At 71.0% G+C, this 16,823-nt stretch carries 14 protein-coding genes; 6 read left to right on the top strand and 8 right to left on the bottom strand.

Annotation, left to right across the window (positions count from 1 at the left end; all coding sequences use genetic code 11):
* Position 1: 1 nt before the first annotated feature.
* From D7W82_RS00880 to D7W82_RS00850, 7 genes are all read right to left on the bottom strand, one after another.
* Complete coding sequence (locus D7W82_RS00880) at positions 2 to 1,594, bottom strand: class I adenylate-forming enzyme family protein (RefSeq protein WP_120616482.1); 1,593 nt, start codon at positions 1,592 to 1,594, stop codon at positions 2 to 4.
* The gene (gene asnB, locus D7W82_RS00875) at positions 1,591 to 3,561 is read right to left on the bottom strand and encodes an asparagine synthase (glutamine-hydrolyzing) (RefSeq protein WP_120616481.1); all 1,971 of its coding nucleotides are present in this window, start codon (positions 3,559 to 3,561) and stop codon (positions 1,591 to 1,593) included. Before asnB ends, D7W82_RS00880 begins: the two co-directional genes overlap by 4 nt.
* 7 nt (positions 3,562 to 3,568) lie before the next feature.
* Positions 3,569 to 3,817 carry an acyl carrier protein gene (locus D7W82_RS00870; protein WP_014398060.1) on the bottom strand — a complete coding sequence of 83 codons (249 nt, stop codon included), beginning with the start codon at positions 3,815 to 3,817 and terminating at the stop codon, positions 3,569 to 3,571.
* Positions 3,818 to 3,925: 108 nt separating this feature from the next.
* Positions 3,926 to 4,522 carry an acyltransferase gene (locus D7W82_RS00865; protein ID WP_120616480.1) on the bottom strand — a complete coding sequence of 199 codons (597 nt, stop codon included), beginning with the start codon at positions 4,520 to 4,522 and terminating at the stop codon, positions 3,926 to 3,928.
* Complete coding sequence (locus D7W82_RS00860; protein WP_120616479.1) at positions 4,519 to 5,061, bottom strand: DapH/DapD/GlmU-related protein; 543 nt, start codon at positions 5,059 to 5,061, stop codon at positions 4,519 to 4,521. Before D7W82_RS00860 ends, D7W82_RS00865 begins: the two co-directional genes overlap by 4 nt.
* Before the next feature lie 3 nt (positions 5,062 to 5,064).
* Complete coding sequence (locus D7W82_RS00855; protein ID WP_120616478.1) at positions 5,065 to 5,928, bottom strand: hypothetical protein; 864 nt, start codon at positions 5,926 to 5,928, stop codon at positions 5,065 to 5,067.
* 134 nt (positions 5,929 to 6,062) lie between these two features.
* Positions 6,063 to 7,553: a mechanosensitive ion channel family protein gene (locus tag D7W82_RS00850; protein WP_120616477.1), complete on the bottom strand. Its 1,491-nt coding sequence runs from the start codon at positions 7,551 to 7,553 to the stop codon at positions 6,063 to 6,065.
* 84 nt (positions 7,554 to 7,637) lie between these two features.
* On the opposite strand from D7W82_RS00850, the gene holB reads away from it, so the two are divergent.
* The 5 genes from holB (at position 7,638) to D7W82_RS00825 (ending at position 13,740) form a co-directional block, all read left to right on the top strand.
* Positions 7,638 to 8,672 carry a DNA polymerase III subunit delta' gene (holB, locus tag D7W82_RS00845; protein WP_120616476.1) on the top strand — a complete coding sequence of 345 codons (1,035 nt, stop codon included), beginning with the start codon at positions 7,638 to 7,640 and terminating at the stop codon, positions 8,670 to 8,672.
* Between the two features lie 8 nt (positions 8,673 to 8,680).
* The gene (holA, locus tag D7W82_RS00840) at positions 8,681 to 9,985 is read left to right on the top strand and encodes a DNA polymerase III subunit delta (RefSeq protein ID WP_120616508.1); all 1,305 of its coding nucleotides are present in this window, start codon (positions 8,681 to 8,683) and stop codon (positions 9,983 to 9,985) included.
* Positions 9,986 to 10,010: 25 nt separating this feature from the next.
* Positions 10,011 to 10,460: a hypothetical protein gene (locus D7W82_RS00835; protein ID WP_014398053.1), complete on the top strand. Its 450-nt coding sequence runs from the start codon at positions 10,011 to 10,013 to the stop codon at positions 10,458 to 10,460.
* 338 nt (positions 10,461 to 10,798) lie between these two features.
* Positions 10,799 to 12,694: a M4 family metallopeptidase gene (locus D7W82_RS00830; protein WP_120616475.1), complete on the top strand. Its 1,896-nt coding sequence runs from the start codon at positions 10,799 to 10,801 to the stop codon at positions 12,692 to 12,694.
* A gap of 158 nt (positions 12,695 to 12,852) precedes the next feature.
* Complete coding sequence (locus D7W82_RS00825) at positions 12,853 to 13,740, top strand: patatin-like phospholipase family protein (RefSeq protein WP_120616474.1); 888 nt, start codon at positions 12,853 to 12,855, stop codon at positions 13,738 to 13,740.
* 17 nt (positions 13,741 to 13,757) lie between these two features.
* On the opposite strand, the gene D7W82_RS00820 is transcribed toward D7W82_RS00825, so the two are convergent.
* Positions 13,758 to 14,555, bottom strand: coding sequence for an NRDE family protein (locus D7W82_RS00820; protein ID WP_120616473.1), 798 nt, complete (start codon positions 14,553 to 14,555; stop codon positions 13,758 to 13,760).
* A gap of 109 nt (positions 14,556 to 14,664) precedes the next feature.
* Here D7W82_RS00820 and metG point away from each other — a divergent pair, with 109 nt between their 5' ends.
* A complete protein-coding gene (gene metG, locus D7W82_RS00815) occupies positions 14,665 to 16,791 on the top strand; it encodes a methionine--tRNA ligase (RefSeq protein ID WP_120616472.1) in 2,127 nt (708 codons plus the stop codon).
* The last annotated feature ends 32 nt before the right edge of the window (positions 16,792 to 16,823 follow it).

Below are 16,823 nucleotides of genomic sequence, written 5' to 3'. Positions count from 1 at the left end.
GTCACGGCGACCTCGATTCAGGAGAAGAGAGTGAAGACAGCACGCGCGTGCGCAGGTCGGCCTTGAGCACCTTGCCGGTGGGCCCGCGAGGGAGCGCGTCGATGAACAGCACGTGGCGTGGCACCTTGTGGGCCGGGAGCGCCTCGCGGCAGAAGCGGCGGAGGTCGTCCTCCTGGGCGCTGGCGCCGGGGTGGAGGACCACGGCGGCGCATGCGGCCTCGCCGCCCAGGTCGTCCGGCACGCCCACCACGGCGACCTCCAGCACGGCCGGGTGGCGCGCGAGGACGTGCTCCATCTCCGCGGGGCTCACCCGGTGGCCGCCGACCTTGAGGATCTCCTTCGCGCGGCCGACGAGGAAGAAGAAGCCCTCCGCGTCGCGCCACGCGAGGTCGCCGGTCCACAGCCAGCCGTCGTGGAGGATGGCGGCCGTGTCGTCAGGAGCGTTGAGGTAGCCAGGGGTGACGTTGGCGCCCTTCGCCACGAGCTGGCCCACTTCGCCGTCGGGCAGGGGCGTGCCGTCATCCGCGACCACGGCCAGCGTGACGCCGGGGATGCCCTGGCCGATGGAGCCCGCCTTGTCGGAGGCGCGCGAGGGCGGCAGGTAGGAGAGCCGCGCGGTGGCCTCGGTCTGGCCGTACATGACGAACAGCTCCGCCGGGTGGAAGGCCTCTCGCGTCCAGCGCACGGTGTCCGGGGACATGCCGCCGCCGGCCTGGGTGAGGTAGCGCAGCTTCAGGTTCGCGAGCGAGTCCGGGGCGGCCTGACGGCGCAGCAGCTCGAAGGTGAGGGGCACGCCCGCGAAGCCGGTGCAGGACTCGGTGGCCATGGCCTCCAGCACCACCTGCGGGTACATGAATCGCGGATCCAGGAACACGGAGCCGCCCGCGAGCAGGTGCGTCTGGAGCACGCTCTTCCCGTAGCAGTAGTGCAGGGGAAGGATGAGCATGGCGCGGTCGCGCGGCGTGAGGCCCAGGTACTCCACGATGGAGCGCGTGTTCGCCGCGATGTTGGCGAAGGTCTGCACGACGCCGCGGGGCGCGCCCGTGCTGCCGGACGTGTAGACGATGGACGCGGGCGCATCCGGAGGCAGTGAGGGCAGGGCGGACAGCGGCTCCGAGCGCACGTCCGGATCCACCGCGCCGTCCTCTTGCAACCACGCGCACGAGGCGGGCTTCAGCAGCCCGAGCATGCGCTCCGGAGGACGGGAGCCGTGGACGATGAAGAAGTGGGTGAGCTGCGAGCGCCCCGTCCAGCGCCGCGCGTCCTGACCGAAGATGACCGCATGGCGGGCACCGGTCTGCGCGAGGATGCTGGCCAGGGAGTCCGCGCCCGTCTCGCGGTCCAGCTCCACGGCGCAGGCACCCAGGGCCTGCACCGCGAGACTCGAGACAGCCGCCGCGCAGCCCAGGGGCAGGGCGATGAGCACCCGAGCCCCGGGCTCAACGCCCGCCGCCCGTAGCTGTCCCGCGAGCGCGAGCAGCCGTGCTTCGAGCTGGGAATAGCTGAGCCGAGCCCACGGCGAGTCCACCGCGGGCGCATCCGGCGTCACCTGGGCATGGGCGCGAACCCATGACGGCGCGGTGTCCGCGCTCACGCGGCCTCCAGTTGCACCGCGTCCACGTCCGCCTGGGGCACGGGCTTCGGCTTCAGGAAGTGATGCGCCAGCAGCTGCGTGGACGCCACGGCGAACAGGGCCATGGTGTCCGCTTCGCTCTCCGCCGAGTTCGGCGCACGCAGCTTCGCGACCAGCCGCTCCACCTTGCGCGCGTCGAAGACGCCCGTCGCCTCCACCGCCTCCGGGGCCAGCAGCTCGCGCGCCCACGCGGGCGCATCCGGGCCCACCAGCGCTCCCGCGATGGGGGCGCGGTACGGGAACTTGCTGCGCTCCAGGATGGACGCCGGCACCCGGCCCTTCGCGAAGCGCTTGAGCAGGTGCTTCTCGTCCAATCCCCGGAGCCGCAGCCGCTCCGGCACCCGCGCGGCGAACTCCATCACGCCCGTGTCCAGGAACGGGAAGCGCCCCTCCACCGCGTTGCCCAGCAGCATGCGGTCGCCCTGGGCGGACAGGAGGTAGCCCGACAGCAACGTCCGCGCCTCCAGGTACTGCGCCCGCGCCAGGGGCCGCCACTTCGCCACCGCGTCCGGCACCGTCGCGAGCACCGACGCCACCGGATCCTCGTCCGCCACCTTCGCGGCGAACTCCGGCGCCAGGAAGCGCAGGATGCGTCCGCTGTTGCCCCACCGCACCAGGTGCGAGAACCCCAGCGCGTCCGGCGTCTCCAACCCCGTGCCGAAGAACTCGCGCAGCAGCTCCACGTTCTGCTGGCTCACCGACAGCGTCGGATACAGCCGGCGCAACAGCAGCGGCCGGTACTTCGAGCCCGGCTGGCGCGCCCAGAACTGGCGCACCTGCGTCTCCTTGAAGAGGTCGTAGCCGAGGAACATCTCGTCCGACCCTTCACCCGTCAGCACCACCTTGATGCCCTGGTCGCGCACCCACCCGGACAGCCGCAGGAACGGCGCGGGCGCGGAGCGCATCATCGCCTGCTCCGCGTGGAAGATGACGCCCGGCACCAGCGCGCCAATGTCCCCGTCGCGCATCTCCACCACGCGGTGTTCGGTGCGCAGCTGCTCCGCCACCGTCGCCTGGTGCGTGCGCTCGTCGAACCGCGCGTGCGCGAAGCCCACGGAGAAGGTCCGCAGCGTCCCGCCCAGCTGCTCCTGCGCCAGCGCGCACAGCAGGCTGGAGTCCAACCCACCCGACAGATACGCCGCCACCGGCACGTCCGCGCGCAGCCGCAGGCGCACCGCCCGGTCCAGCACCGCGCCCAGCTCCTCCAGCAGCCGGGGCGCCTCCGCCGCGTCCGGCGTCACGCCGAAGTCCAGGTCCCAGTAGCGCTGGAGCGTCAGCGTTCCATCACGCCACTTCGCCACGTGCGCGGGCGGCAGCAGCGACACACCCTCGAAGGACGTGCGCGGCGCCACCGGCGCCCAGAGCTGGAACGTCTGCTTGAGCCCCCGCGCGTCCAGCGCCGGCGTCACCAGGCCGCCAGCGAAGAGCGCCTTCGCCTCCGACGCGAACGCCAGGTGCCCTTGCGGCAGGTGCGCGTAGAACAGCGGGCAGATGCCCACGCGGTCGCGCGACATCCACAGCGTGCGGTCGCGCGGGTCCCACAGCGCGAAGGCCCACTGGCCCTCGAAGCGGCGCACACAGTCGATGCCCCACGTGAGGAACGCCGCGAGGATGACCTCCGTGTCCGAGCGCGTGCGGAAGGCATACGCCCCCGCCAGCTGCTCGCGCAGCTCCACGTGGTTGAAGATTTCCCCGTTGAAGACGACCGTGAGGCCGGTGGCCTCGTCGCGCATCGGCTGATGGCCAGAGGCCAGGTCGACGATGGACAGCCGCGCGTGCCCCAGCGCGGCGCCGTCCAGGAGCAGGGCCCGCTGCGCGTCCGGCCCCCGGTGCTTGATGCTGGCGGTCATGCGGCGCAGGCGGCCGGCGTGCTGCGCCGTGACCGAAGCGTCACCCGCCGGGAAGGTGAACCCCGCGATGCCGCACATGGGCGTCTCAGCTCGCCTTCGCCAGCGACTGCTTGCGGTCCACGAAGGCCACCACGCGAGACAGCGAGTCCAGGTTCTCCGGCACCAGCTCCTTGTCGTCGAGCTTGATGTGGAACTCCGTCTCGATGAAGGCCACCAGCTCCATCATGCCCGTGGAGTCGATGAGGCCCTTGCGCAGGAACGAGTCGTCGTCCGCGAAGTCGTCCACGAAGAAGGTGTCGACGATGAAGGTGCGAAGCGTGTCACGCGTGCTCATGGGTTGGGTCCTGTCGTTGAAGCGGATGATGGGGTGTGGAGGGGGATGCGGAAAAGAACGCGCCCGGAGCGTTTTGCTGAGGGCCGGGCGAAGCAGGCGAACGGCCTGTCACGTGCCCGTGGCGTCGCGGGCCACCAGGTCCAGGCTCATGCTGCGCGCCGGGTTGCCCATGGCGAGCGAATCCGGGGGCACGTCCTGGGAAACGATGCTGCCGGCGGACACCACCGACCGTGCGCCGATGCGCACGCCGGGGAGCAGGATGGCGCCGTGGGCCACCCAGACGTCGTCCTCGATGATGATGGGGGCGATGCGCTGACCGTCCCGGTCGCTCACGCGCACGAACGACGCGAACATGCACCGGTCGCCAATCTGCACCGACTCCCAGGCCTCCACGGACGCGCCGTAGTTGAACTGGGTCTCGTTGCCCACCAGCAGCCGCGCGTGCTCGTAGCAGACCACCGACGTGGGCAGCATGCCGCCCAGGAACGTCAGCTTGTCGCCCAGCTCCGCGTGGCCGTCGTTGCGCGCCGTCACCGGGCCATACGCCGCCACGTCCCGGCCCATGCGGAAGTCGCGGAACAGCCAGCGCGCCCGCGCCACGGCCACCACGCGCTCGGCGCGCGGAAACACCTCCGTGCGCACCATCTGGAGTCCCGCGCGCGCCAGCTGGAGCGCCTCGGCCCGGGAGGGGAGGGGGGGCTTCATCGCGCCACCTCGCGCCGCAGCACCCGGGCCGGAGAGCCGCCCACCGTCACGCCCGGCGGAATGCGGCGGGAGATGACCGTGCCGGAGGCCACGCTCGCGCCCTTCTGCAGGTGCGCGCCCGGCAACAGGATGGTGCGGCTGCCCACCGTGACGCCCTCCTCCACCACCAGCGGCACCGACCGCGGCCGCTCGTGCCGGTTGCCCCGGACCGGGTGGTACATGTTGTCCATCAGCTTGCACCACATGCCCAGATGGCTGCGCGCGCCCAGCGTCACGCAGGACTGCGCTTCGATGGAGCTGCCTCCCTCGATGGTCACGTCGTCTTCAATCACGATGCGTCCCCCCCGCTGCGCGTGCAGCTCGATGGGCGCCATCCTCGCGTCGAACAGCACGCGGTTGCCCACCTGGATTTCACCCTCGCCGTGAATCCACACGCGCCCCCAGACGGTGGGGGTGGCGCCCACGGCCTCACAGCGGCGCAGCTTCAGACGCGCGACGGCCGGCCCCAGGCCGAGCATCATCATCAACGGGACGCGCATGGCTCAGGGCCCGGCCTTCGCGGCGGCCGGGGATTCCGGCAGGGCCGCCAGGAACGTGACGAGCGCGGAGGCCACGCGCGCCTGCCCCTGCGCGTTGAGGTGCCCCCCGTCATCCGAATACGCCGGCACCATCGCCGGATACGCGCGGCCGTTGACCTCGTACGTCTCACGGGTGCCGTCCGGCCGGGACGACTCCAGCGCCGCCAGGTCGAACAGCGGCTCCTTGCCGCCGTAGGTCTGCCGCATCAGCGCGTTGAACGCCTCGCGCGACACGTTCTCCCCCACGCCGAACACCGCGCGGCCACGCAGCTCGTTGAACCACGCCTTCGCCCCGCGCTGCACCGTCGTCAGCGGCGCGGTGACGTGCACGAAGGTGACGCCCGGGTGGCGCGACTTCAGCCCCGCGAGCGTGGCGCGGTACTTCTCGAAGAGCGTCTTCGCGTCCGTGCTGGCGGTGAAGTCGATGTAGCAGAACTTCACCAGCGCCACGTCCACCTGCTTCGCGACGCCGCCGTCCAGGAGCTGCTCGAAGTGCGCGAGCTTCGTCTCCGGCTGCTCGTTCTGGCCCACCAACGCGTGCGCCAGCGTGCCCGGCGCGATCGTGGCGTTCGCGTCCTTCACCTCCACGATGGCGGGCGTCTTGGAGCCCGGCGCGTTCGGCAGGCCCCGCACGCCGTCCAGGATGTTGCCGCCCACCGACTGGTGGCCAAAGAAGACCCGGCGGTGCGTCAGCCGCTCCAGGCCCGCGACCGTCGCGTCTGGCTTTACCTGGGCCGTCGCCGCCGCGCTCTGGGGGAGGGCCATCAGCAGCGCGCCGGGAAGCAGCAGCGCGCCCAATCGCGCGGGGAAGCCACGAATGTCTTGCATGTGTGAACCTTTAGACCTTTCAGGCTCCAAGCGTCAAAGGTCCCGGCGTCGCGGCTGGACGCATGCCTTCCAGGCCGCCACGCAGCGCGTAACAGAGGGTCGTGATTGCCCCGGAGTTATGCGGGGAAAGTCCGCTATTCGTGCGTGAGGCCGAAGAGGGCCCGCAGCCTTCCGAGGATGCGGCCCGCCTCGGGCGAGTGGTCCGGCCCGCCGCCCGCGGCCTGGGCCACGGCGCGCAGCTGGGTGCGGCGCTGGGCGAGGAGCGCGGAGAGCTGCCGGGCGAGGCCGGGGTAGTCGGAGAACAGGCGCGCGAAGGTGGGCCGGTCCAGCTCCAGCAGCACGGAGTCCTGGAGCGCCACCACGGAGGCGGCGCGGGGCTCGCCGGTGAGCAGGGACATCTCCCCGATGTACTGGCCCGGCCCCAGCCGCGTGATTTCGGACTGGAGCGTGCCGGCGCGCACGCTGACCTCGCCGGAGGCCACGACGTAGAAGGTCCCGCCCTCCTCGCCCTCCTGGATGATGCGCTCGTTGCGGCCGAAGCGGCGCACCACCACCTCGCACCGCAGGCGCTCCAGCTCCTCCGGGCCCAGCGGCGCGAAGAGGTCCACCTGACGCAAGAGGTCGCGCACGGTCTCGTCCGCCAGCTCGCGGCGGCGGTGCTTCGTCTCGCGGCGCAGGGTCACCGTGCGCTGGGCGTGGGGCAGCTCCATGCCCTCGCGGCGCAGCCGGTACCACAGCCGCGTGTGCAGCTCCTCCTTCACGCTGTCCGACAGCGCGAAGTCGTTGAGGAACACGCGCACCATGTACTGCGCGTTGGAGTCCGTGAAGGCCACCGTGCGCGCCATGGGCGGCGGCTGCACCAGCACCTGGGGAATCTCCCGGGCCACGTCCAGCAGCGCCTGCTTCACCTGGTTGGGCGGCGCGTCCAGCGACACGCCCACCTGCACCTCGATGCCCACGGGCTCGCGGTGCTGGGTGAAGTTCTTCACGTGCTCCTTGCCCACCATGCTGTTGGGCAGGGTGATGACCTCGCGCCGGAAGTTGGCGATGCGGATGGAGCGCCACCCGATGTGCACCACCCGCCCGGTGTGCTCGCCAATGCGGATGAAGTCGCCCACCTCGAACGGCCGGTCCAGCTGCAAGGACAGGCCCGCGAAGAGGTTGCCCAGCGTCTCCTGGAGCGCCAGACCGATGACCACCGTCAGCACCGCGGTGGACGCGACCAGGCCCGCCAGGTCCAGGTCGAGCTGGCTCTGGAGGATGGGGACGGTGGCGAGCGCGTACAGCGTGAAGTCGATGACGTCGCGGAGGATCTTGGGCGTCGACACCGGCGAGCGCATCCGCGCCAGCTTCAGCGCGAACGCCACCGCGGCCCGGATGACGCCGTAGGCGAACGTGAGCATCCAGCCCACGTTCACGAACCTGCGCAGGCCCTCCGGCGTCGAGGCCTCCGGCAGCAGGCGCGACACGAGCCGCAGCACCAGGAAGGCCAGCAGCATCCGCACCGCGCCCCGCAGGTCGTCGCGCAGGTCCGGGTCGCGGGTGGCCCGCTGGATGCCCAGCAGGAGCACCGTCAGGATGGAGCCCGCCAGCAGGGGGAGATAGCCTTCGAGGAAGTTCAACACGCTAAGGCGAATCAGACCGGTGGCGCGCGCACGGGTCAAGGTGGCGGTTGACGGGTGGGCCCCGAGCGGGGATACACGCCCCCCATGACGCTTGCCTCGGTGCAGGGACAGCCCCGCGCGATGGACGCGCTCCAATCCGCCCTGCGGTCCGGCTCGGTGCACCACGCCTACCTGTTCGCCGGGCCCGAAGGAGTCGGCAAGGAGCTGGCCGCGGTGGGCCTGGCCCAGGCCCTCACGTGCCCGGAGGCCCCGGAGGTGGGCTGCGGCAAGTGCGCCAGCTGCGTGCGCCTCGCCAAGGGGCTGCACCCGGACGTCACCTGGGTGATGCCGGACGACGAGCGCGTGTCGCGAGGGCTCGCGGGCCGCTCCGACTTCACCGGCACGCCCAGCCGCGAGCTGCGCGTGGAGCAGATACGGCAGCTCCAGGAGCGCCTGGCGCTGCGCGGCCTGGAGTCCAAGCGCAAGGTGGCCATCCTGGTCAGCGCGGAGCAGATGAACGTCCAGGCGCAGAACGCGTTCCTCAAGACGCTGGAGGAGCCGCCCGCGGAGACCACCCTCATCCTGGTGGCGAGCGCCATGGACCGGCTCCTGCCCACCATCCGCAGCCGGTGCAGCAAGGTGTACTTCGGGCCGCTGCCGGTGGACCTGGTCGCGCGGCACGTGCAGCAGGAGCGCAAGCTGGACGCGGACACCGCCGCCCTGGCCGCGGTGATGTCCGGCGGCAGCCTGGGCCGCGCGCTCGCGCTGGACGTGGACGCGCTGAAGGAGCGCAAGGACGTCCTCACCGCCTTTGAAGGCCTGAGCGGCAACGACATCCCGGCCCTGTTGCGCTTCGCGGAGGCGCACGGCGGCTCGCGCGAGGACGCGGACACGGCGCTGGAGCTGCTCATCCTGTGGACGCGGGACGTGTCGCTCGCCAAGGCCGGGGCGCTGGAGGCGCTGGCGAACCGCGACCTGACGGCGCTGGCGCAAGAAGCGGCGCAGCGCACGTCGGAGGCCGCGCTGCACCGGCGGCACTCGCTGCTGGAGTCAGCGCGCACGGCCATCGGCTCGCGCAACGGCGCGCCAAGGTTGCAGCTGGAGCGGCTGCTCATCGAACTGTGCGTGGAGGGCCGGTGAGCGCGGACATGGACGAGGTGCTGGCGGAGGTGAAGGGCGGCAAGGTGTGGCCGCTGTACCTCCTGTGGGGCGAGGAGTTCCTGGTCAGGAAGGGCGCCGACGAGCTGGTGAAGACGCTGGTGCCGGACGCCGCCATGGGGCTGAACCTCGCGGTGCTGGACGCGGCCTCCCCGCGCGAGGTGGCGCAGGAGCTGGCCACGCTGCCGCTGTTCCCCGGGCGCAAGGTGGTGCTGGTGCGCGACCCGGAGTTCCTCGCGCCCAAGAAGGGCAAGGGCGACGCGCTGGCCAAGGCGCGCGACGCGTGGAAGGCGGGCAAGCGCAAGGAGGGCGCCCGGCGGCTCTTGGCGCTCGCGGGCCGCGCGGGCTGGGGCGTGGACCAATTGGACCCCCGCGTGCCCGGCGCGCCCTCGGTGGAGCAGTGGAAGGAAGAGCTCAACGTGGACCTGGCGGAGGCCGACCTGGCCTTCCTCCAGGAGGCGGCGGCCTTCTGCCGCGACGAGCGCATCAGCGCCCCGGAAGGGGACGCCTCCGCGCTCCTGGAGCTGCTCCAGAAGGGCGTGCCGCCGGGGCACGCGCTGGTGCTCGCGGCCACGGACGTGGACTCGCGCAGCCCGCTGCTCAAGTTTGCGCAGGACAAGGGCCGCCTCTTCGAGCGCAAGGTGGCCGCGCGCCACAAGGACCTGGACCTCAGCGAGATTTCGAAGGAGTTCCTCGCCCCCTTCAAGAAGAAGCTGGGGCCGGGCGCGCTGGAGGGCCTGAAGGAGCGCATCGGCGGCAACATCCGGCTGCTCCAGTCGGAGCTGGAGAAGCTGGCCGTCTACGCGGAGGGGCCCACCATCGAAGCGCAGCACGTGGCGCTGCTGGTGCACCACGCGCGCGAGGAGGAGTTTTTCGAGCTGACGGAGGCGCTCCAGAAGCGCGAGCTGCGCGACGCGCTCTCCTACGCCGAGGACGCGATGGGGCAGGGCACGCACGCGCTCCAGTTGCTGGGCGCGGTGGCGTCCATCGTCCGCTCGCTGCTGGAGAACCACGCCTGGCTGGAGAAGTACGCGGGCGGCCAGCCGCCGCGCACCGGCCGCGACGTGGAGGCGCGCATCCTCCCCAAGCTGGAGGCCGAGCTGAAGGCCACCCGGCGCAAGACGCCCAACGCGTGGGCGCTCGCGTTCGGCATGCAGGCCGCCGCCCGCTACGAGCGCCGCGAGCTGCTCAACGCCCTGGTGGCGTGCGCGGACGCGGACCTGGCCCTGAAGTCCTCCGCCAGCGGGAAGCTCGTCATCGAGCGGCTGTTGTGGACGGTGTGCACCCGCGCCTGAAGGGGCCCGGGCTGAAGGAGCCGCCATGGCGGACAAGCGACGCTTCGACCTCTTCGCGGACCTGCTCGTCACGCGCTTTCCCCAGGCCCTGCGCGTCTATGACATCGCCGGCGGCATGGGGAAATTGAACGAGTCCCTCACCCAGCGCGGGCGCACCGTCACCACCTTCGACCTGCGCCACAAGCACCTGCCCGTGAAGTACGCGCAGCGGCTCTTCACCCTGGAAGAGCCCTGTGAGGCGGAGCTCGTCGTGGGCATGCACCCGGACGGCGCCACGCGGATCATCATCGAGTACGCCGCGCGCCACGGGCTGGGCTTCGCCGTCGTCCCTTGCTGCTCCGACAATGGGATGCCCTACAAACCGTGGATGCGGCACCTGGCTGACGTGGCCCGCGACGCCGGCTTCACCACGGTGGAAGAGGCCGCGCTCCCCATGGACGGACGCGCGCGGGTGCTGCTCGGCGTGTGGCGCTGACGCACCCGGCGCGAATTCGTGGTCTTGCTTTGTACACCAAGAAAAAGCCGTCAAACCTGGATTGACTGAATAGAGGACACACCCCCGTGGGCACTGTCATGGTTCAGGACAGGGGCCCACAGGGCGTGAAATCCCCAACAAGAATGGGCGTTTGCGCCAGGCTCGTAACGTCTGCTTCCACATTACAGAAGATTTACGGGTCACCCATGTGCCAGCCGCGTTTCAGCGCTTTCCCGCACTGCGAGGCATTTCGCGGACTTAATGAGTTGGCCTGAAGAATGCTGAAAGGAGCGCTGTCCCGGCGACCACCCCCTTTGCGCCGGGCAGGAGGCAGTACCTTGGTTCGCACTCGTTTCGTTTCAGCCCTGCTGGCCTTCCCCCTCGTCGCTTGCGGTGTCGGTGAGATGGACACCAACACGCAGAAGGATCAGCAGAAGCCGGATGAAGTCGCCGAAGTGCAGAACGCCCTGAGCGTCATTCCGGGCGCCCAGATTGTCGGCACCAACGCGGATGGGACGCCGCACACCATCCAGGGCCGCCTGGGCCAGGCGGACCGCCCGCTGACGGGCTTCGCGTCCGCGGAAGTGCACTCGGCCATCGCCGGGTCGCTGCCCTCCATCGCGTCGCTGTTCCGCCTGAACGCTTCCGACCTGCAGGTCCGCCGCATCAGCGTGGACGAGCAGGGCGTTTCGCACATCCGCTACGCGCAGACGCTGAACGGTCTGCCGGTGGTGGGCGAGGAGCTGGTGGTGCACGTGGACAGCTCGGGCGCCATCTTCGGCGCGAACGGCTCCGCGCGCTCCGGCGGCGCCGTGTCCGCGCGTCCGCTGGTCGCCGCGGAGGCGGCCCAGACGGCGGCGCTGCGCGACACGAAGGGCACGGACCTGGCCGCGGAGGGCGCGCGCCTGGTGTACGTGAAGGCCGAGGACGGCCGCCTGCGCCTGGCGTACGAGGTGAAGGTCACGGGCGAGAGCGAGCTGATGCCGCTGCGCGACCGCGTCTATGTGGACGCGCTCAACGGCGCCATGCTGCTGCGCGTGCCGGAGATCCACACCGCGCTCAACCGCAAGGTCTACAGCGCGAACAACGGCACCAGCACCCCGGGCACGCTCAAGCGCAGCGAGGGCCAGGCGGCCATCGGTGACTCGCACGTCGACACCAACTACGACATGCTGGGCTACACCTACGACTGCTACAAGGTGCTCTTCAACCGCGACTCGCTGAACAACGCGGGCACGGCGCTCATCAGCACGGTGCACTACAGCCGCAACTACGTGAACGCCTACTGGGACGGCACCCAGATGGTGTACGGCGACGGCGACGGCGTGAACTCCATCGAGCTGGGCAAGGACGCGGACGTCACCGTCCACGAGCTGACCCACGCGGTGACGGAGTACGAGTCCAACCTCACGTACTCCGGCCAGTCCGGCGGCCTCAACGAGGCGATGTCCGACACCTTCGGCGCGGTCTGCGAGAGCCGCGTCAACGGCTGGAGCACGGCGGCGGCCATCTGGATGGTGGGCGAGGACGTCTGGACGCCGGGCACGGCGAACGACGCCTTGCGCTACATGGATGACCCGGCGAAGGACGGCGCGTCCAAGGACTGGGCGGCCAACGTGACGTCCAGCACGGACGTGCACTACAGCTCCGGCGTGCCGAACCTGGCGTTCGCGCTGCTCTCCAAGGGCGGCACGCACCCGCGCCGCACGGGTGGCCCCACGGTGACGGGCATCGGCGTCGAGAAGGCCGCTCGCATCTGGTACTACGCCAACACCAACCTCTTCACGGCGAGCACCACGTTCGCGCAGGCCAAGACGTGGACCGTCCAGGCCGCCGCGGCCCTGGGCTACAGCGCGGCCGATCAGGCCTCCGTGACGGCCGCCTGGGAAGCGGTGGGCGTGGGTGGCACGGTCACGCCGCCGACCTGCACCGCGCTGACCAACGGCGTCGCGAAGACGGGCTTGTCCGGCGCGACCGGCTCCGAGACCCTGTACTGCATCGACCTGCCGGCCGCCAAGGCGTCCACCTACGTCCTGAGCGGCGGCACGGGCGACGCGGACATGTACATCAAGTTCGGCTCCGCCCCGACCACGACGTCCTACGACTGCCGTCCGTACCTGTCCGGCAACAACGAGTCGTGCAGCGCGGCGGCGAAGACCGCGTCGGGCAAGATGTACATCATGCTGCGCGGCTACTCGTCGTACAGCAGCACGTCGCTCAAGGCCACGTACTAGTCCCCCACGCGGGTCCGGCGTGATTCCACGTCGGGCCTCGTGAAGGTCACCTTCCGCCTCCGGGGCTCCTGTCCCGGGGGCGGTCGTGTTTTGGGGGCCATGACGCCTGTCGCGCGGGAACGGGGTAGGGTGGCCCGACTTCGCAAGCAGGAGGATGCATGCGGCGGTTGGGGCGGGTGTTGCTGACGGTGGTGGTGGCTTCCGGGGCCCTGTCGTGCCACCGGGACACGCGTGCTTCGCGCACCTGCGTGGTGCTGTCGGTGGGAGGCACCAAGGGGCTCGCGCACGTGGGCGCGCTGGATGCGCTGGTGGCCCGGGGCGTGCCCATCGACTGCGTGGTGGGCAACAGCATGGGCGCGGTGGTGGGCGGCCTCTACGCGTCCGCGCCCGGCGCCAACCTGCGCCAGCGCTACCATTCCTTCTTCACCGCCTATGAGGAACAGACGCGCAAGGTCGCCGCGACGCGCGGCGCGGTGGGCGCGGCGGTGGGCCTGCTCGCGGTGCTGGTGTCGGGCGGCGCGCTGGGACCGGCCGTGGCGGCGGGCGCGCTGGGCGCGGCGGGTGGCGCGGCGACAGTGCCCCCCTTGAGCCATGAGCGCTTCACCCAGGTGCTGGATTCCTTCTACGCAGGCGCGCGCGTGGAGGAGCTCCCCGTGCCCTTCGCCACCTTCCACCAGGAGCCCTCCGCGGGCGGCATCCGGCTGGTGACCGTCACGCGCGGCCCGCTGGCGGAGGCCGTCTCCGCGAGCGCCTCCAACCCGCTCCTGTTCAAGGACGCGACGTTGGAGCGGATCGACCCGGGCGCGGACCGCGTGTCCGCGACGCCCATCCATGACGCGTGTCAGCTGTTCCCGGGCGCGCGGCTCATCGCCATCAACGTCACCGGCGAGCCGGCCTTCTACCGCTCCGACCTGGGCTGCGACGTGCGGGAGGTCCGCGTGGACGTGGCCATGCCCCCGGTGGAGGCCTTCACCGGAAGGGGACCGGCCTTCGAAGCCACCTACGACGCGGGCCGCGACGCGGTGATGCGGGCGCGGCTGGACTGAAAGACGCGGCGGTCCGCTCAGGGCGCCGTGAGCAGGCCCGTCACGTCCCGCCAGCCGCCCTGACAGGGCGCGAGGTCCGTGGCCAGGTAGTGCCCCACGCGGCCGGGCCCGAGCGCGACGATGGCGGACGAGCGCGTCCCGTAGCCTTCTTCCGTGTGGATGCACAGGGCCTGGAGCTGCTGGAGGAAGTCCGCGGGCAGCTCGTCCTCCGCGAGCGGCCCCGTCGCGGCCTCCCGGGGCGGCAGGGCATGGTCGGCCAGGGCTGCCTGGAGCCCCGTCACCAGCTCCGGCCACGGGCGCTTCGCCACGCCTTCCGCCAGCGCATGCGCCCGCTGGACCTTGGGCAGCGCCAGGTTGTCCAGGCTGTCGTTGGGGAGCACGTGCACGCCGTCCGGGACGTCCTCGTGCAGGAGGTGCTCATGGCCCGGCCGCGCGTAGGCCACCCGCAGGGTGCGCGCGTCCCCGTAGAGCAGGTTGAAGGGCAGGAACTCCGGCGCGGGCAGGGTGCCGACGTAGCGCTCGATGGCCTCCACCGACCCGGCCTGCAGGGCGCGCAGCACCACCTCGCCCCGGGAGCGGGGGGCCAGGCCCAGGCTCCGGGCGCCGCGCTGGTTCGTCAGGGCGACGATGACTCCCTCGTGGGTCACCCCCATCCACGTGCCGCCCCGCTCCACGTCCTGGCCGCCCACCACGCGGGGGGACTCGGAGAGGACCTTCGGCCCGTGGGCCGGGCGCGCGTAGAACTCATCCCGGTTGGCGGCGAGGACCAGCGGCCACTCGGGGTGGACGTTACGGAGGAGGAGGACGGTGCACATGGCGTCCGCTCGATAACATCCCCCTTCGCGCCATGCAGCGTCCGGCCTGCATGTTGGCGATGACCTCGTATCCCCGAGCGGCTATGGTCCGCCGCCCTCAGGAGAGTCCATGGCGGAGAGAATCCTCGTCACCAGCGCCCTTCCGTACGCGAACGGCGCCGTCCACCTCGGCCACGCCGTCGAGTACATCCAGACGGACATCTACGTCCGCTTCCTGCGCTCGTGCGGCCAGGACGTCGTCTATTTCTGCGCGGACGACACGCACGGCACGCCCATCGAAATCAACGCCGCGAAGCAGGGCATCCCACCGGAGCAGTTCGTCGCGCGCTTCCACGACGAGCACCAGCGCGACTTCCGCGACTTCGACATCCGCTTCGACTACTTCCACTCCACCAACTCGCCGGAGAACCGCCACTACGCGGAGCTCATCTACGGGCGCTTGAAGGACGCGGGCGACATCGACCGCCGCGACATCGAGCAGACCTACTGCGAGAAGGACAAGCGCTTCCTGCCGGACCGCTTCATCCGGGGCACCTGTCCCAACTGCAGGGCCACGGAACAGTACGGCGACGCCTGCGAGAAGTGCGGCAAGACGTACAACCCCACGGACCTCATCGACCCGAAGTGCGCGCTGTGCGGCACGCCTCCGGTGCGCCGCAACTCCGTGCACCTGTTCTTCAAGCTGTCGCGGCACGCGGACTTCCTCCAGGAAGTGCTCAAGCGCCCCGGCTTCATCCACCCGGGCCTGGCCGCCCAGCTCCAGGGCTTCTTCGAGAAGGGCCTGGCGGACTGGGACATCAGCCGCGACGGGCCGTACTTCGGCTTCGCGATTCCGGGTGAGACGGACAAGTTCTTCTACGTCTGGCTGGACGCGCCCATCGGGTACATCGCCACGACGGAGAAGTGGGCGAAGGAGTCGGGCCGGGTCCCGGACGCGCTCGCGTACTGGGGCAAGGACGCGCCCACGCGCATCGTCCACTTCATCGGCAAGGACATCGTCTACTTCCACGCGCTGTTCTGGCCCGCGGTGCTGAACGTCGCGGGGTTCCACATCCCCAACGAGATCAAGGTGCACGGGCACCTGACCGTGAACGGGGAGAAGATGAGCAAGAGCCGCGGCACCATGGTGGCCGCGCGTGACTACCTGGACCTGCTGGACCCCAGCTACCTGCGCTACTTCTACGCGGCCAACCTGGGCGCGGGCGTGGAGGACCTGGACCTCAACCTGAAGGACTTCCGCCTCCGGGTGAACGGCGAACTCGTCAACAACGTGGGCAACCTGGCCAACCGCGCGCTGTCGCTGCTGGCCGGGCCGCTGGAGAAGAAGCTCGCGCCGGGCCGCGCGGAAGGGGCGGGGCGCAAGCTGGTGGAGGACGCGCTGGCGCGCGTGCCGGAGGTGCGCGAGGCGTTCGAGAAGCTGGAGTACCGCAACGCCATCCGGGTCATCACGGAGATCGCCTCCACCGCGAACGCGTTCCTGCAGACGGCGGCGCCGTGGGCGCTGGTGAAGAAGGACGCGGAGGCCGCGCGCGCGGACCTGTCGGACGCGGCGGACGTGGCGTACCTGCTGGGCGCGCTGCTGGCGCCGGTGACGCCGCGCATCTCGGAGAAGCTCTTCGCGCAACTGGGAGCAGAGCCGCTGACGTTCCAGGTCCTGGCCACCGCGAAGTATCCGCTGTTGGACCGCACCCGTCCGCTGGGCACGCCGGAGCCGCTGCTGCCCCGGCTGGAGGAGGAGCGCGTCAACGCCATCATCAAGGTCCCCGAGGGGACGCCGGCCGCCGAGCCCGCGAAGGCAGGCGGCAAGGACAAGAAGACGGAGAAGAAGCCCGTGGAAGCGAAGACTCCCGAAGCGGCGCCCACCACGCAGGCGTCCCCAGGAGCGGGGGCGGCGGAAGGCGCGCCCGCGGCCGACATCGAGTACGCGGACTTCGCCAAGGTGGTGCTGAAGGCGGGGCGCATCGTGGCCGCGGAGAAGGTGAAGGGCGCGGACAAGCTGCTCAAGCTGGACGTGGACCTGGGTGAGGGCACGCCGCGCACCATCGTGTCCGGCATCGCGGAGGCGTACGCGCCCGAGGCGTTGGTGGGCCGGCGCGTGGTGGTGGTGGCGAACCTCAAGCCGCGCAAGCTCAAGGGCATCGAGTCGCGCGGCATGCTGCTGACGGCGGGCTCGGGCGGCAAGGACCTGTCCCTGCTGGAGCCGGGCGACGTGCCGCCCGGCGCCGACGTGAAGTAGCGCGGAGGTGGCATCCCGGGTGGCCGCCGAGC

Origin of the sequence: Corallococcus sp. CA049B (assembly GCF_003611685.1) — a bacterium.
In the GTDB taxonomy this organism is placed as follows: domain Bacteria; phylum Myxococcota; class Myxococcia; order Myxococcales; family Myxococcaceae; genus Corallococcus; species Corallococcus coralloides.
The sequence above is the reverse complement of the archived record's forward strand: the minus strand, read 5'-3'. Positions and strand labels throughout refer to the sequence as shown.

What these genes read in the sequence shown, in the direction of transcription:
- D7W82_RS00825 (WP_120616474.1), top strand. Translation starts at nt 12,853, where the DNA reads ATGCGGCGGTTGGGGCGGGTGTTGCTGACGGTGGTGGTGGCTTCCGGG.
- D7W82_RS00820 (WP_120616473.1), bottom strand. Translation starts at nt 14,555, where the DNA reads ATGTGCACCGTCCTCCTCCTCCGTAACGTCCACCCCGAGTGGCCGCTG.
- D7W82_RS00870 (WP_014398060.1), bottom strand. Translation starts at nt 3,817, where the DNA reads ATGAGCACGCGTGACACGCTTCGCACCTTCATCGTCGACACCTTCTTC.
- metG (WP_120616472.1), top strand. Translation starts at nt 14,665, where the DNA reads ATGGCGGAGAGAATCCTCGTCACCAGCGCCCTTCCGTACGCGAACGGC.
- D7W82_RS00865 (WP_120616480.1), bottom strand. Translation starts at nt 4,522, where the DNA reads ATGAAGCCCCCCCTCCCCTCCCGGGCCGAGGCGCTCCAGCTGGCGCGC.
- D7W82_RS00855 (WP_120616478.1), bottom strand. Translation starts at nt 5,928, where the DNA reads ATGCAAGACATTCGTGGCTTCCCCGCGCGATTGGGCGCGCTGCTGCTT.
- D7W82_RS00860 (WP_120616479.1), bottom strand. Translation starts at nt 5,061, where the DNA reads ATGCGCGTCCCGTTGATGATGATGCTCGGCCTGGGGCCGGCCGTCGCG.
- asnB (WP_120616481.1), bottom strand. Translation starts at nt 3,561, where the DNA reads ATGTGCGGCATCGCGGGGTTCACCTTCCCGGCGGGTGACGCTTCGGTC.
- holB (WP_120616476.1), top strand. Translation starts at nt 7,638, where the DNA reads ATGACGCTTGCCTCGGTGCAGGGACAGCCCCGCGCGATGGACGCGCTC.
- D7W82_RS00835 (WP_014398053.1), top strand. Translation starts at nt 10,011, where the DNA reads ATGGCGGACAAGCGACGCTTCGACCTCTTCGCGGACCTGCTCGTCACG.
- holA (WP_120616508.1), top strand. Translation starts at nt 8,681, where the DNA reads ATGGACGAGGTGCTGGCGGAGGTGAAGGGCGGCAAGGTGTGGCCGCTG.